This is a genomic window from Arthrobacter sp. HY1533 (assembly GCF_027568515.1).
Classification (GTDB): Bacteria; Actinomycetota; Actinomycetes; order Actinomycetales; family Micrococcaceae; genus Specibacter.
In genome coordinates, this window is the sequence record NZ_JANKZF010000012.1 from 1 (window position 1) to 15,093 (window position 15,093).

14 protein-coding genes are annotated in these 15,093 nt (G+C 66.1%); 10 read left to right on the forward strand and 4 right to left on the reverse strand.

Annotation, left to right across the window (positions count from 1 at the left end):
• The first annotated feature begins 216 nt into the window (after window positions 1–216).
• The 3 genes from PCK14_RS10600 (at window position 217) to PCK14_RS10610 (ending at window position 4,923) form a co-directional block, all read left to right on the forward strand.
• Complete coding sequence (locus tag PCK14_RS10600) at window positions 217–1,875, forward strand: sigma-70 family RNA polymerase sigma factor (protein ID WP_269938462.1); 1,659 nt, start codon at window positions 217–219, stop codon at window positions 1,873–1,875.
• A 117-nt stretch (window positions 1,876–1,992) separates the two neighbouring features.
• On the forward strand, window positions 1,993–3,483 hold the full coding sequence (locus PCK14_RS10605; RefSeq protein WP_269938463.1) for an amino acid permease: 1,491 nt from the start codon (window positions 1,993–1,995) through the stop codon (window positions 3,481–3,483).
• A 99-nt stretch (window positions 3,484–3,582) separates the two neighbouring features.
• Window positions 3,583–4,923 carry an anaerobic C4-dicarboxylate transporter family protein gene (locus PCK14_RS10610; protein ID WP_269938464.1) on the forward strand — a complete coding sequence of 447 codons (1,341 nt, stop codon included), beginning with the start codon at window positions 3,583–3,585 and terminating at the stop codon, window positions 4,921–4,923.
• Between the two features lie 19 nt (window positions 4,924–4,942).
• On the opposite strand, the gene PCK14_RS10615 is transcribed toward PCK14_RS10610, so the two are convergent.
• Window positions 4,943–6,109 carry an N-formylglutamate amidohydrolase gene (locus PCK14_RS10615; RefSeq protein WP_269938465.1) on the reverse strand — a complete coding sequence of 389 codons (1,167 nt, stop codon included), beginning with the start codon at window positions 6,107–6,109 and terminating at the stop codon, window positions 4,943–4,945.
• A 166-nt stretch (window positions 6,110–6,275) separates the two neighbouring features.
• On the opposite strand from PCK14_RS10615, the gene PCK14_RS10620 reads away from it, so the two are divergent.
• Window positions 6,276–7,070, forward strand: coding sequence for an oxygenase MpaB family protein (locus PCK14_RS10620; RefSeq protein ID WP_269938466.1), 795 nt, complete (start codon window positions 6,276–6,278; stop codon window positions 7,068–7,070).
• 22 nt (window positions 7,071–7,092) lie between these two features.
• Here the strand turns inward: PCK14_RS10620 and PCK14_RS10625 are convergent, their stop codons facing one another.
• A complete protein-coding gene (locus tag PCK14_RS10625) occupies window positions 7,093–7,728 on the reverse strand; it encodes a DUF2461 domain-containing protein (RefSeq protein WP_269938467.1) in 636 nt (211 codons plus the stop codon).
• 153 nt (window positions 7,729–7,881) lie between these two features.
• Between PCK14_RS10625 and PCK14_RS10630 the strand changes: the two genes are divergently transcribed.
• Together PCK14_RS10630 and PCK14_RS10635 are read left to right on the forward strand one after the other, a co-directional pair.
• Complete coding sequence (locus tag PCK14_RS10630) at window positions 7,882–8,349, forward strand: Fur family transcriptional regulator (RefSeq protein ID WP_269938468.1); 468 nt, start codon at window positions 7,882–7,884, stop codon at window positions 8,347–8,349.
• Between the two features lie 2 nt (window positions 8,350–8,351).
• A complete protein-coding gene (locus PCK14_RS10635) occupies window positions 8,352–9,818 on the forward strand; it encodes a catalase (RefSeq protein ID WP_269938469.1) in 1,467 nt (488 codons plus the stop codon).
• 197 nt (window positions 9,819–10,015) lie between these two features.
• On the opposite strand, the gene PCK14_RS10640 is transcribed toward PCK14_RS10635, so the two are convergent.
• Window positions 10,016–10,402 (reverse strand): ankyrin repeat domain-containing protein, encoded by a 387-nt coding sequence (locus PCK14_RS10640; RefSeq protein WP_269938470.1) that lies wholly within the window; start codon window positions 10,400–10,402, stop codon window positions 10,016–10,018.
• A complete protein-coding gene (locus PCK14_RS10645) occupies window positions 10,399–11,274 on the reverse strand; it encodes a hypothetical protein (RefSeq protein WP_269938471.1) in 876 nt (291 codons plus the stop codon). Before PCK14_RS10645 ends, PCK14_RS10640 begins: the two co-directional genes overlap by 4 nt.
• A gap of 125 nt (window positions 11,275–11,399) precedes the next feature.
• Between PCK14_RS10645 and htpX the strand changes: the two genes are divergently transcribed.
• From htpX to PCK14_RS10665, 4 genes are read left to right on the forward strand one after another with little or no spacing between them, the layout of a single operon-like run.
• A complete protein-coding gene (gene htpX / locus PCK14_RS10650; protein WP_269938472.1) occupies window positions 11,400–12,263 on the forward strand; it encodes a zinc metalloprotease HtpX in 864 nt (287 codons plus the stop codon).
• 44 nt (window positions 12,264–12,307) lie between these two features.
• On the forward strand, window positions 12,308–13,000 hold the full coding sequence (locus tag PCK14_RS10655) for a histidine phosphatase family protein (protein ID WP_269938473.1): 693 nt from the start codon (window positions 12,308–12,310) through the stop codon (window positions 12,998–13,000).
• Entirely contained in the window at window positions 12,987–14,312 is a 1,326-nt protein-coding gene (locus tag PCK14_RS10660; RefSeq protein WP_269938474.1) for a sensor histidine kinase, read from the forward strand. The genes PCK14_RS10655 and PCK14_RS10660 overlap by 14 nt, the downstream gene beginning before the upstream one ends.
• The gene (locus PCK14_RS10665; RefSeq protein WP_269938475.1) at window positions 14,309–14,986 is read left to right on the forward strand and encodes a response regulator; all 678 of its coding nucleotides are present in this window, start codon (window positions 14,309–14,311) and stop codon (window positions 14,984–14,986) included. Before PCK14_RS10660 ends, PCK14_RS10665 begins: the two co-directional genes overlap by 4 nt.
• The last annotated feature ends 107 nt before the right edge of the window (window positions 14,987–15,093 follow it).

The following is a 15,093-nucleotide window of genomic DNA, read 5'->3' on the forward strand; positions in this document are numbered from 1 at the left end:
ACACCCCCCCGTCGCCCCGGCGCCGCCCGGCCCCCCCCGCTGCCTGGGCCGGGCCCCCCCCGCGACTGTGGTCGTTAAGGGCCAAAAAAAAGTTGTTGAAAAAGTTATCAAAAACCGCGTCATGATTCGGGGCAAACGCACTCACAGGCGAATCCTGGCGCCTGGGTAGACTGGAAGATTCCCCGTCGTGGCGGGTCGATGAAGGGATGGGGCAAATTGACTGGCAACGACGATGAAACCGTGCGGGTTGAGGATTGCGACGAACAGCTGATTGAGCTGGTTCGCTGCGGGGATGTTCAGGCCTATGCCGGCCTGTACGAGCGGCACCTGCCCTCGGCTCGGGCCACCGCGAACGGCTACGCCCGTAATTCCAGCGATGTGCCGGATCTCGTGGCCGAGGCGTTTGCCAACGTGCTGGAGGCGATCCAGGCAGGCAATGGCCCCACAGTCTTTTTTCGCGCCTACCTGCTCACAACCCTGCGGCGCCTGGCAGCAGCCAAGGGCAGGGACGACAAACGGGCGCTCGTTGTTGAAGACCTGGACTCGGTGCCGGACATCGAAGCGGGCAAGGACCCCGCAGTGGCCGCCTTTGAAAGGGATGTGGTGGGCCGTTCCTTCAGGGACCTGCCCGAACGGTGGCAGGCCGTGCTCTGGTACACCGAAGTGGACGGGATGGCCCCGGCCGAGGTTTCGCCCATACTTGGCATCAGCGCCAATGCCGTGGCGGCCCTCGCGGTCCGTGCCCGCGAGGGGCTCAAGCAGTCCTACCTGCAAAACCATGTTTCCACGGCCGCCGAAAGCTGCGCCGAATACTCCCGGCAACTGGGCGCCCATGCCCGCGGAGGACTCAGCCTCCGCCGCAAGGAGAAAGTGGATGCGCACCTTCAAGGCTGCCTGCGCTGCACCGAAATGCTGATCCACCTTGGCGATGTCGGGTTCGGCATGCGTTCGGTCATTTTTCCCGCCGTGGCGGGCCTGGCATTTTCGGGCACGGCAGTGGTCGGTGCGGCCGGAGCTGGCCTGGCGCCGACGCTGTCAGCCGGGACCCACGGCACAAGCCTGGCTGCAGTGCTGTCCGCATCGGCCATCGGTGTGGTCCTGGTGGGAACAGTCGTCGCGGCCGCCGTGGCGGGGACCTCGGGAACGCCGGGGGAACAAGGCAATCCGGGGGCCGCCCAGGAAAGTGCGGCGAGTGCCGCAATTCTTCCGGCACCAACGACCGGCCAAGGCGCCCCGCCGGCCACCAGCCAGGCCCCGGTGCAGCCTGGAAACCTGCCGGAACTGCTCATGATGCCTGTGCCGTCGGCGGAGGCCGTGCCGGGCGCCCTGGTGCCTGCGCCGCCGGCAATGCCGGCGGAAACAGTGCCGGATCCCACCCCGACAGGAAAACCCGTCCCCGGGCCGTCGCTCCAGCCAACCCCGTCTCCGACTCCAGCCTCCACGCCGTCGACCCTGCCAAACCCAACGCCCAGCCCCTCGCCGGAGCCCAGCGCAACGCAGCAGCCGGAAGCCGTGTTCTCGACAACCGGATCCCTGCTCTCCCAGGACAGCGGGGTGACGAGACTGCAGGTTGACATTGCCAGCAGCGTGGCCGGCCTGGCCGGACCCCGGGTTGGGTTCACCATTCCGCGGCTCTGGATGGGGCGCGACGTGAGCATCACCGCGCCGGAGGGCTGGAACTGCGTGGAGTCATTCGGGCTGCTCACTGCCGGTGGAATCTGCACCTCCGAGACTTGGGCGGGGGGCGTGCAGAGCTTCATCGTGGAGGTGCCCACGCCCAGCCTGCTGGAAGGCTATCCCATGGAAATCACGGCCACGGCCAACGGTGCGGCGGACTTTCGGGCATGGTTGAGTTTCTCCGCGACCCATTTGTGACGGATGCCAGCCGCCAGAAAGTCTCACGATTCGAGACAAAATATTTGAAATGCGCATAATCTGATAGTGCTTCGCTACTGTTGATGGGTTGTAAATACCAGAGGATTAGCGGTTTTCATGAACTTGTTCCGAACGAAGTCAATTGAGCATTCACTAGCAGATGCCGACGAGCCCGGCCACGGCCTGAAGAGGTCCCTGACCACCTGGGATCTGATGATCATGGGAATTGCCGTCGCCGTGGGTGCCGGAATCTTTTCCGTGGGCGCCGAGGCAGCCGCGCACCATGCAGGCCCTGCCGTTTCCATCTCCTTCATCCTGGCCGCGGTCACCTGCGCGCTGGCGATCATGTGTTACGCGGAGTTTGCCACGGCCATGCCTGTGACAGGCAGCGCCTATGTGTTCACCTACGCCACTGTGGGGGAGCTCCTGGCCTGGATCATCGGCTGGAACCTGATCCTGGAACTGCTCATGGCAGCCTCTGTCATCGCCAAGTACTGGGGCGTCTACCTCAGCAACTTCTTTGAGGCCGTCAACATCGACATACCCTCGAACTTCGCGCTGGGCCCGGTCACCGTGTTCTGGGGCCCGCTGGTTGTTGTTGCCGTCTTCACCTTTGTCCTGGTCATGGGCACCAAGCTCGCGGCGCGCATCAACAACGTCTTCACGCTGATCAAGATCGGCATCGTGCTGTTTGTCATTGTGGTGGGCTTCTTCTACGTCAAGGCCGAGAACTACACGCCATTCGTTCCGCCGTCCCAGCCGGCCCCCGCCACCGAAACCTCATGGCAGCTCCAGCCGTTCCTGTCGATGCTGACCGGCGCCGAACCCTCCGTGTACGGCTTTGCCGGGATCATCTCCGGTGCGGCATTGGTCTTCTTCGCCTTCATTGGCTTTGACGTGGTTGCCACCAGCGCCGAGGAAGTGAAAAACCCGGCCAAGACCCTGCCCCGCGGAATCTTCGCCGGCCTGGCCGTGGTGACGGTTCTGTACATCCTGGTCACCCTGGCCGTCACAGGCATGGTCTCCTATGAAGACCTGGCCAAGGTCGATTCGCCGTCGCTTTCCACTGCCTTCCAGCTGGTGGGCGCCGACTGGGCCGTGGTTGTCATTTCCCTCGGGTCCCTGATTGGCCTCACCACTGTCATCATGGTGCTGCTCATGGGCCTGGCCCGCGTGATGATGGCCATGAGCCGCGATGGGCTGCTGCCCCGTGGACTGAGCCGCACCTCCGACCGCCACGCCACCCCGGCCCGCACCCAGATCCTCAGCGGCATCCTGGTGGCCATTCTTGCCGGCTTCACCCCGGTTGAACTGCTGAGCGAAATGATCAACATCGGCACGCTCAGTGCCTTCGTCATGGTGAGCATCGGCATCCTGGTCCTGCGCCGCAAGCGCCCCGACCTCAAGCCCGCCTTCCGGGTGCCGCTTGGCCCGGTCATCCCCGTGCTCTCGGCGCTGCTGTGCATCTACCTGATGCTGAACCTGGCCACGCTCACCTGGGTGTTCTTCGCCGTCTGGCTGGCGGTCGGCCTGGTGTTCTACTTCAGCTACGGTCACTGGAATTCACGGTTGCGCCGCGAGGAAGCCGCTGGAATCAAGCAGCAGTAGCAGTACGAAACGCAAACAGTAATCCACTTCATGAACCCAAATCCGCCGTCCCATCCGGTATCGTCTTGACGAAAATTGGAAACTGCTTGGGGGCACTAATTGGAGACTGTTCGGTTCATCATTGAGTTGCTGGTGGTCTTGGCTGCCATCGTCATGGGCACGCGGTCCAGCGGCGTCGGGCTGGGCCTGTGGGGCGGTGCCGGTGTGGCGGTGCTCGTCTTCATCATGGGCCTGCCTGTGGGCTCTCCACCTGTGGATGCCCTGCTCATTGTCATGGCGGTCATCGTGGCCAGTGCCACCATGCAGGTGGCCGGCGGCATCGACTGGATGGTCTCGATTGCCGCCAAGCTCATTGCGGCCAATCCGAAGCGGATCACCTTTGTGGCGCCGCTGGTGTCCTTCCTCTTTGCCGTCGGCGCGGGAACCAGCAACATCCTGTACCCCCTGTTGCCGGTGATTTCAGACCTTTCCTACCGCAACGGGGTGCGGCCATCGAGGCCCCTGTCACTCTCGGTGGTTGCCACGGGTGTGGCCCTGGCCTGCAGCCCCGTCTCGGCAGCCATGGCCGCCATGGTGACCTTGACCGCCGTCGGGCCCTACAACTTTGAGCTCATCGACATCATCAAGGTCACCTTCCCGGCGGCCCTGATCGGCATTGTTGCGGCCGCCTTCGTGGTCAACAAGCTCGGCAAGGAAATCGAAAACGACCCCGAAATCCAGGCCAAGATTGCCGCCGGCGTGATTTCCGCACCGGGTGCAGGCGGCCAGGCGGCCGAAGTTCAGGTCAGTGTCACCAAGGAGGGGCGCAATGCTGCCATCATCTTCTTCGTCGGTGTTGCCGCCATTGTTGTCTTCGGCCTGTGGAAGGGCATCCGCCCCCTCGATGCGGCCGGGAACCCCATGGCCATGACGCCCATGATCGAGGTCATCATGCTCCTGGTGGGTACCTTGATCCTGCTCATCTGCAAGCCCAAGATGTCCGAGGTCCCCAGTACCACTGTGTTCAAGGCGGGCATGGTCTCGGCCATTGCGCTCTTTGGCCTGGCCTGGCTGACCGACACCTTCCTGAGCGCACACACGGATGAGATTGCCTCGGGCGTGGGTGCCCTGGTGCAGCAGGCCCCGTGGATCTTCGCCCTGGGCGTGTTCCTGGTCTGTGTGCTCACCACCAGCCAGTCCACGGCCACCAGGACAGTGGTGCCCATTGGCCTGGCCGCCGGCATGGCCCCGGCACTGCTGTCGGGCATGTGGGCAGGAGCCTTTGCCGGCATCTACCTGCTCCCCACCAACGGTTCACAGATCGCCGCGGCGAACTTTGACACCAGCGGCTCCACCAAGCTGGGCACCAAGCTCTACGACCACTCCTTCTTCATCCCCACGCTGGTCCTGGCCGTGGCGACGCTGATTCCCGGAGCCATCCTGGGCGCCATTCTCAGCTGAGGCGGACTCCCGCCCGCCCCTACTCGGGGCGGGCGGCCAGGTATGAGCGGAACTCATCCCAGCTGATCTTGCATGAATGCGCCAGCTGTGCGGTCCAGGCCGTGTCCTCCTCGGGCCAGCCCGTGCCCGGCTGCTGCAGCGCGGCCGTTGCGTCAGGACCCAGCAGATACTCCCGCAGGAATTCCGCCTGGACCGCTCCGAGCGCAACATGGGAGGCCCCGGCGCGCTTGCGGAACGTTGAGTCCGTCAACTCGCGGAACAAGGCCCCCGAGGCGATGATCTCCTGGCTGCCCAGGTAGGGCTTGTTCAGGGCCACCGCCGCTGGATCGCCGACATTGAAGCCCAGCCTGTGGCATTCGGCCAGGATCCGCAGCATTTCAGGGTCCATCGTGATGACCTCGCTGCCGCGGGGCTCACCCTCCTGGTCTCCCCGGTTGGACAGCGAAACCACGTCCGGGAGCCTGTCGGCTTCGGCCCGCTCAACGTTGACCGCCCCGTCCCGCGTGGTGGTGTGGTTCATGGTGTCGTGGAACGACAACGTAAAGACGTGCCCCGGAGTGCCGCTTGCAGCCGCACGGGCGGACGCGGCCTCGACGACGGCGTCGCGCAGCGAGTCGCGGGTGGACTCGTAGACGCCCAGGCCGCGTTCGGCCACCTCCTCGAAGGCCGCCACCATGCGGTCAAGCTCGGCATCGCTGCCTGGAACCTTGAGCAGGGGGTAGAAGGAGAAGGTGACGGGGCGGATGGTGTCCACCCCGCCCAGGTCCACCTTGTTCCAGGTGCCGGCTTCGCGCACCCGGACAAATGCCTCACGCAGTTGGGCGCCAAGGTCCTCTGGCCGGGCCCGGTTGGGGTCGCGGAGCAGGCGGGGGTGCGGGTTTTCGACGTAGACAATGCGGGGGTCCTGTTCCGCCCAGGCCCGGCAGACAGGGGCCGTGGTGCGGTCGCTGTAGTCGAACTGGAGGCGGTGGGTAAACTCCGGCGCCAGAAACTCCACCAGTTCTTCGGGGACGGCGTCGCCGGCATGCGGCGTTGACACCACAAGGTCGGCTTCGGCAATGGCCTCCTGCAGCGTCCGGCCGGACTCCTTGCCCTGGTAGAACGTGATGTCCGAACTGGAGTAGCTGGTCCCGGCCGGAATGACCACGGGTGCGCCATCGGCGTTGGAAGGGGAGTGCGTTGACATGTGCAGTTCCGGGCCTTTCAAGAGGGGGCGGGGAGAAATGGTTTGAGCCTACCTGTGCGTCGCGGGCCGTTGAGGCATTTGGGCATCTCACAGCCTTTTGTGTCAGGCTGGCGTTGCGGGCACGCAGGATGTCCGCACAAACAAAGCCAAGAACCAGGGTGGGCGGATGGTGCAGCACATAGGCATTGGCGACATTGCACCGGAATCGGTCATGCTGGCCGGGGCCGGCCGCGCCATACTGTTGCAGCTGGCCAACCCCGCCGTTGGGTACGGCGTTGCCCACCACTCACACTTCGCCACTGATCCGCTCCGGCGCCTGCACGGGACCCTGAGCTACATTTACGCCCTCACCAACGGCACGCCTGAACAGCGGGCCGCCATGGTCCGGCACGTGGCCAAGGCGCACCGGGCAGTGAAGGCCACCGCTGCGGCAACGCACCCGGCCTATGACGCGCGCGACCCGCAGCTGCAATTGTGGGTGGCGGCAACCTTGTACGATTCCGGCATGCTGGTCTACAACAAGGTTTTCCCGCCGCTTTCGGGCGCCGAGGCCGAGGCTGTCTACCGGGACTACGGTGTCCTGGGCACAGCCTTGGGGATGCCTGCGGAGCTGTGGCCGGCCACCACGGCGGACTTTCAGCAGTACTGGGACACCCAGCTGGACGGGCTGAGCGTGGATGCAACCATTCGCTCAGTGGCAGGGGACCTGTTGGCGGCACGCAACGCGCCGCTGTGGGCCAAGGCGCTCATGCCCCTTGCGCGCTTTCTCACCGCCGGGCTGCTGCCGGCCGCCGTCCGGGAGCAGTACGGGTTCCCCTGGACGCAGCGGCGGGAAGCTGTCCTCGGGGCACTTCTGGGTGCTGTCCGAATCGCGGTCAAGGCGATTCCCGCCCGGCTCCGCCATGCGCCCATGCACTTCTACCTGAAACGAATTCCCGGTCAGGGGCAGGCGCCGGTCTAAGATGCCGGCCTAGGGTGCCGGCCTAGGGCGCCGCGTAGCGCACCACCCAGTCCACCAGCGGCCGCAGCTGCTCCCAGAGGCCCGCGATTCTTGCCTCCGCCTGCGCATCATCCATCCAGTCGGGCCGGCCGGGGGCAATGGAGGCACTGAGTGTCTTGTGCTTGAGCAGTTCCGCCCGGGGGTGGTCCTTGGCGAAGCCCCGGGGGACCATCTTGAGGGTTTCGCCTTCGATCCGGAAACCGGCTGCCTGCAAGGCGGCGAGGTTGGTGTCCAGCGCCTTGCCGCTCGCGGAGGCATCGACGGCCGCCCGGTACCGCGCCAGTTGGGCCGGTGAATGGGAGTGGTAGCCGCCGCCCGCCAACAGGCCGTCGGCGCTGACCTGCAGATAGAACCCCACCCCTTCGTGGTTGGACAGGAACATGCCCTGCGCCGTCTTGTACGGGGTCTTGTCCGGCGAGAAGCGGACGTCCCGGTACGGGCGGAAAATCTTCGCCGTCCCAAACCTTGGCTCAAGGGCCCCGGCCAGCGCCTCCAGCGGGCGCCGCACATCGGCGTCGTACTGCTCCTTGTGCTCCAGCCACCACGCCTTGCTGTTGTTCTCCTCAAGGGCTGCGTAAAACTCCATGGCCGCCGCTGGGATGCCTGTAAAAGTGTCCATGGGACTGAGCCTAGGTGCTGATCGCCCGCCCGCACCATGGAAGGGGAATTTGGTGGACAAGTGTTGACGGTGCACCGCCTGTGGGGGAATTGCCGGCTGTGACTTAGGGGCCACTTACTGGACTCAGTCCAAAAAAGGGTGCATTATTGACACATGGTCACCAAAGAGCACTACGAGGAAATGTTGCGTGCAGTCCCACTGCGCGTGACGCGTCCCCGTGTTGCCGTGCTCGAGGCTGTCGGGATGCATCCGCATGCGGATGCAGACACCCTCATTGGTGCCGTGCGCGCGGAACTGGGCAGTGTATCCAAGCAGGCCGTCTACGACGTCCTGGGGGCACTGGTCGAGGCCAACCTTGTGCGGCGCATCGAGCCCTCGGGCTCACCTGCCCGCTATGAGAGCCGGGTGGGGGACAACCACCACCACGTGGTGTGCCGCTCCTGCGGTGACATTGCCGACGTGGACTGCGCCCTGGGCGCCGCCCCCTGCCTGCATGCCTCAAATGACCACGGATTCACCATTGATGAAGCCGAGGTCATCTACTGGGGCACCTGCCCCGCCTGCGCCGCCAAGAGACTTCTGAACGAACAAGAACCGACCTCAACTAGGAGCGATAAGTAAAGATGACTATCGAAAACACCGCCCCCCTGACCACGGCAGCCGGCGCACCGGTTGCCAACAACCAGGACAGCCTCACCGCCGGCCCCCGTGGCCCGATGCTGCTGCAGGACGTCTGGTTCCTTGAAAAGCTGGCCCACTTCAGCCGCGAGGTCATCCCCGAGCGCCGCATGCACGCCAAGGGCTCCGGCGCCTTCGGCACGTTCACGGTCACGAACGACATCACGAAGTACACGAAGGCTGACATCTTCTCCGAGGTGGGCAAGAAGACCGAAATGTTTGCACGGTTCTCCACCGTTGCCGGCGAACGCGGCGCTGCCGACGCCGAGCGCGACATCCGCGGCTTCTCCCTGAAGTTCTACACAGAAGAGGGCAACTGGGACCTGGTGGGCAACAACACCCCCGTGTTCTTCTTCCGCGACCCGCTGAAGTTCCCCGACCTGAACCGCGCCGTCAAGCGCGATCCCCGCACCAACATGCGCAGCGCCGAGAACAACTGGGACTTCTGGACCAACCTGCCCGAGTCCCTGCACCAGGTCACGATCGTCATGTCCGACCGCGGCATCCCGGCCAGCTACCGCCACATGCACGGCTTCGGCTCGCACACCTTCTCCCTGATCAACGCCGCGGGCGAGCGCTTCTGGGTCAAGTTCCACCACGTCACCCAGCAGGGCATCAAGAACCTGACGGACGAGGAAGCCGGTGCATTGGTTGCCGCGGACCGCGAGTCCAGCCAGCGCGACCTCTTCGACTCCATTGAGAACGGCGACTTCCCGAAGTGGAAGCTCATGGTCCAGATCATGCCCGAGGCTGACGCTGACACCTACAAGTACCACCCGTTCGACCTCACCAAGGTTTGGTCCAAGAAGGACTACCCGCTGATCGAGGTTGGCGAGTGGGAACTGAACCGCAACGCCGAGAACTACCACGCCGATGTTGAGCAGTCTGCCTTCACCCCGGCCAACGTTGTCCCCGGCATCAGCTTCTCACCGGACCGCATGCTGCAGGGCCGCCTGTTCTCCTACGGCGACGCCGCACGCTACCGTCTCGGTGTGAACCACCACCAGATCCCGGTGAACGCGCCGCGCAACAACGTCAACACCTACCACCGCGACGGCCAGGGCCGCGTTGATGGCAACCAGGGCCGCACCCCCGGCATCGAGCCGAACTCCTACGGCCGCTGGCCCGAGCAGCCGGCCTACGCCGATCCGGCACAGGCCATTGGCGCCGTTGCGGACCGCTTCAACTACCGCGACGACGATGCCAACTACTTCGAGCAGCCCGGCATCCTGTTCCGCGAGAAGATGACGGATGAGCAGCGCCAGGTGCTCTTCGAGAACACCGCCCGTGCCATCGACGGTGCCTCAGCGGCCACCATTGAGCGCCACATCTTCAACTGCACGCAGGCGGATCCCGCCTACGGTGAAGGTGTCCGCAAGGCCATCGAGGCGCACCAGGCGTCCAAGGCCTAGTCCCCACGCCCTCCCAGGTACGACGGCGGCACCTGCCTTTCGCTTTTCAGCGAGGGGCAAGTGCCGCCGTCGTCGGTTAAGGCCCGACGCCGCAGGCCGGCGATCGAGCCCGCCGACCGGTGATCGAGCCTGTCGACCGGTGATCGAGCCTGTCGAGATCCAGGTTTCGACAGGCTCAACCACCGACAACGCAGGCGCTAGGCGAGGAGGTGTTCGCGGCCGAACATGGCCGCCGTGGCCCGGGCCGAGGGGGTTCCTGCGTCGAGGTCTGCCCCGGCTGCCACCAATTGCGCCACAATGGCGTCCTCACCCTTGAACAGGGCCCCGGCCAGCGGCGACTGGTCGCGGCCGTTGCGGATGTCGGCATTGGCACCCCGTCCCAGCAGCATGGTGACGGTCGCGCCCTGGCCCTTGTAGGTGGCCAGCATCAGCAGCGTGTTGCCGTCGGGGTCCTGCGCATCCACGGGCAGCCCGTGGTCCAGGAACTCGGCCAGTTCCTCGGTTTTGCCTTCGCGGGCAAGGTCCATGGCCAGGGCAAGGACCTTGGCCGCCTGGTCGTCGTTGAGCGGTGAAGTGTTGGTCATTTCTCCACAGTAGGTGATGGCCGAGCAGATTTCCCCTGCCCGGCATCCTTCGCGGCAGCAACGGGCAGGTCCAGGCCGCCGGCCTGGGCGAACGCCGCGAGCTGGCCGCCGCCGCTGCCATGTTGGCGGCCAAAGACGTGGATGATGGCGGGCGTCCCCCACACGTCGTTTGCCCAGACAGTCATGCCCGCGTGGCGGGGGCTGGAATTCCAGGCCAGTTCCTCAACCCCGGCCGCCAGTTCCAGCAGCGCCTCCACGCCCACGGCATCGAGGGAGTCCACCGCTCCCCGCGGGACGGCCGTCCAGTGGCCCGCCGCGGCGGGGGAGCCGGGGATTTCCTGGACAGCTTCCATCAGAAACGCCCGGGAAGTCCAAGGGCCCGCAGACAGGCCGATTTCGGGGTCTGTCGCTTCGGGGGCCTGCTCCGTACTTGGGGCCGGGGACGGATCGGCGGGGCTGCCCGAAGCTTCAGCTGCCCATTCACGCAAGGCGGCATCCAACGCCGCGGTCTCCCCGGACCGCACGCGCTGGTGGGCCGGTAACTTGAGGGCGGCAGAGGCCGTGGGGCTTCCGGGCCACGCAAAAAACGTGTGGAGGCTGGGGGTTGAGGTCTCTGACACGGGCTCGCCAATCGCATCGCCCACGGGCTGCCAGTTCCGCGACATGCAAAGTTGCGCTGCAGTGGCCCCGGACATGTCCACCAGGGCCTGGCGCAGGCGGCCGTAGCAGTGCAACAGGTCGGTGGCGGATGCGGCGTCGAAGGCCAGCGAGGGGTCATTGAGGCGGATGACGAAGTGCCCCGGAGTCAGAGGGAACTTGGGCCGGCAGACGCCCCAGAAGGTGGAGGCAAACAAGTGCTCGCGCGCGGCCACAACCCCATCCTTTCCAAGCGGCAATTGTTGCCAGCATAGCCCAACGCCGCCAACCCGCCCCGCCGGAACAACTGCAGCTTCAGGCACGTTTTACCCAATGAAGGCAACTAGTGAAAGGACCTGGAGTGCGAAGCCACTACAACGGACTCAAGACCGCTGCCCTGTTCGGCGTGCTGTGGGCGGTGCTGCTGGGGTTGGGCGCCGTCATCGGTGCCGGCATGAACAGCGCCGCACCGCTGTGGATCTTTGCCCTCATCGGCGTGGGCACCACGGCGTACGGCTACTGGACTAGCGACAAGATCGCCGTCCGGTCCATGCAGGCCTACCCCGTGACCGAGCAGCAGGCGCCCGGCATCTACCGGATCGTGCGGGAACTGTCGGCCAAGGCAAATCAGCCCATGCCGGCCATCTACATCTCCCCGACGCAGGCGCCCAACGCCTTCGCCACGGGCCGCAACCCCCAGAACGCCGCGGTCTGCTGCACCGAGGGCATCTTGAACATCCTCGATGAGAGGGAACTGCGCGGGGTCCTGGGGCACGAGCTCATGCATGTCTACAACCGCGACATCCTCACCTCCTCGGTGGCCGCGGCCGTGGCCGGCGTGATCACCTCCGTGGCGCAAATGCTCATGTTCTTCGGCGGGGACCGGCGCAATGCCAACCCGTTGGCCATGATTGCCATGGCGTTGCTGGCCCCCTTGGCTGCCTCCATGGTCCAGTTGGCCATCAGCCGCACCCGTGAATACGACGCCGACCAGGACGGTGCCAGGCTGACGGATGACCCGCTCGCCCTGGCCTCGGCGCTGCGCAAGCTGGAACTGGGCGTGCAGCGGGCCCCGCTCCCGCAGGAGCAGCAACTCGTCAACACGAGCCACCTCATGATCGCCAACCCCTTCAGGGGCGGCGGTGCGGCCAAGTTGTTCGCCACCCACCCGCCCATGGCCGAACGCATTGCCCGGCTGGAGAAGATGGCCGGCCGCCCGCTCTGACAGGCCAGGCCACGGCCGGCGGCCCCGTAGGACAGAATGGAACCATGCGACTGATCTTGATTAGGCACGGCCAGACCCCCAACAATGTGCGGGGGCTGCTGGACACGGCAGTGCCGGGGCCCGGGCTGACACCCCTGGGACTGGCGCAGGCCGCAGCACTGCCGGGCGCCCTGGCCGGCCGCGACATTGATGCGCTGTACATTTCCACCCTGACCCGCACGGCGTTGACCGCCGCGCCACTGGCCGCCGAGCGCGGGCTGGAACCACTGGTGCGTGCGGGCCTGCGTGAGATCAGCGCCGGCGAGCTGGAGATGAAGGGTGACAGGGCCTCCCTCGAGGCATACCTGGGCACGCTCAAGTCCTGGCTGACCGGGGACCTGTCCGTGCGCATGCCCGGCGCCGACACCGGAACCGAGGTCCTGGCACGCTTCGACGCAGTGGTCGAGGAAGCATCGGCCCACGAGTCCGTGGCCATGGTGAGCCACGGTGCCATGATCAGGTTCTGGGCCGGACACCGCGGCATCAACCTAGACTGGTCCAACCCGAAGTACCACGAACTGTCCAACACAGGCATCGTCATCCTCGACGGAGAGCCCACCGGCAGCGCAGCCCCCGGAGGCTGGAAGATCCACGACTGGAACGGCGAGCCGGCCGGCGGAACCGGCGGCATGGACGCCGACGGGCCCACGGCCGAACTCATTGCAGACGCCGCGGCAACGGGGCATGAAAACGGCTAGGGGCGCCGCCGGCGCCAGCACCGCGGCACCGTCCGCGCACACCAGCGAGGTGCCGGGCCTGGAGGCCCACGCACCCTTCAACACCGTCAACCTGTGGCGGCTGAAGGGCATCAGCTGGGTATGGTTGGGCACCGCCGCGGTCTGCATCGCGCTCATGGCCGTGGGGGCATCACTGAACATGAGCCTGTACCGCATGGCCCTGCCGTTCGGCCTGGGCATGGCCATCCTGCACGCGGCCTCCCTGGGGCTCACGGCGGCACGGCCGGTGGCCGGCGTGCTGGTCTCCCTGGTGCCCATGGCCGTCCTGCCGCTCGTCTCCGACCCCGTGGGCGCGGCACCCATGCCGTTCAGCGTGGTCGCCATGATCACCCAGGTCCTGGTCATCTGCGTGGCCGGCCTGCGCACCCACTGGATGGTCCCGGCCGCCGGCTGGCTTGCCAGCGTCGTCCTGGGCGTCGTCTCCAACTACTTCACCTTGCCCGAGGGACAGTCCGACGGCGCCCAAAACAACGTGGTCATCTTTGCCGCGGTTTCCGGCGGACTCATGGTTGCCGCCGTCGTGGCCCAACAGTGGCAGCACCTGCGCGAGGAACTCGCTGCGGAGCGCACCCTCAGCGCCGAAGAACAATCCCGGCGCCGGCTCGCGGAGGAACGCACCCGCATTGCCCGCGAGCTGCACGACGTCGTGGCCCACGGCATGTCTGTTGTGGTCGTCCAGGCAACCACGGCCGGCTACCGGCACCCCGGGCTCAGCGATGAGCTCAAGCAGGAATTTGACGACATCGCCGCCAATTCGCGCCGGGCCATGACGGAAATGCGCAGCATGCTCGGATCGCTTCGAAACGCCGGCTCCGGCCGGGAACTCGGCCCGCAGCCCACCCTGGCGGAGCTGCCGCAGCTGCTGGCCTCGGCACGCTCCGCCGGGGTGGACATCCCGGAACCGGTGGTCTCGGGCGTTGAGGGCCGCGACATTGGCGAGGTCATCGCACTCACCACGTACCGGATCGTGCAGGAGGCGCTGAGCAACGTCATCAGGCATGCGCCCGGGGCCACGGTGCACCTTTCCCTGATGGTCGACGGCGGCCGGCTGCGGGTTTCGGTGGTCAACACGCGTTCGGGTGTTGGGGCCGTCATGGCGCAGCTGGACAAGGGCGCCCACGTGGGCCAGGGCTTGATTGGCATGCGCGAGCGTGCCTCCATTGTGGGCGGTGTGGTGGAATGCGCGCCAACGCCCGACGGCGGCTTTGCCGTCACGGCCACGCTGCCGCTGGCCGCGGCAACCACCAAGGGCAAGGGCGGCGCACGCGCATGAGCATCAGGGTATTGGTGGTGGACGACCAGGCCATGGTCCGGGAGGGCTTCGCCGCACTTTTGGGCGCCCAGGAGGACATTGAGGTGGTGGGCCAGGCCGAGAACGGGGTCCGGGCCGTGGAGCTGGCGGCCCTGCACCGTCCGGACGTTGTGCTGATGGACGTGCGCATGCCTGTCATGGACGGGCTCGAGGCGGCCCGGCGGATCCTGGCCCAGGCGCCCGGGGAACCGGGCGCGGGGGACACCCACGTGCTCATGCTGACCACCTTTGATGTGGACGACTACGTCTACGACGCGCTGCGGCTTGGGGCCAGCGGCTTTCTGCTCAAGGATGCGCTCGCCGATGAGCTGGTGGCCGCGGTGCGGATTGTGGCCTCGGGCGAGGCGCTGCTGGCGCCCTCGGTGACCAAGCGGCTCATTGAGCAATTTGCCGTTGCCGGGGCCAGGCCCGTGCTGTCCAGGGAGAGGCTGGCCGGGCTGACCGAACGGGAGCTGGAAGTCATGACGCTGCTGGGGCGTGGCTGCTCCAACCAGGAGATTGCGGCGCAACTGTTCATTGCCCAGCAAACCGTCAAGACACACGTCAGCAAGATCCTGGCCAAGCTGGAGTTGCGCGACCGCGTCCAGGCAGTGGTGCTGGCCTACGACACAGGGCTGGTCGAGCCCGGCAGCTGAGCGGGCCCCGGGCAGTCCCCAGCCGGGCAGCGGGCGGTGTTCGGCTGCCCTTTTGACCAGCCGGGCAGAACTGGCCTTGGCCAAAAAGCCAGACAATCTGTTATCCA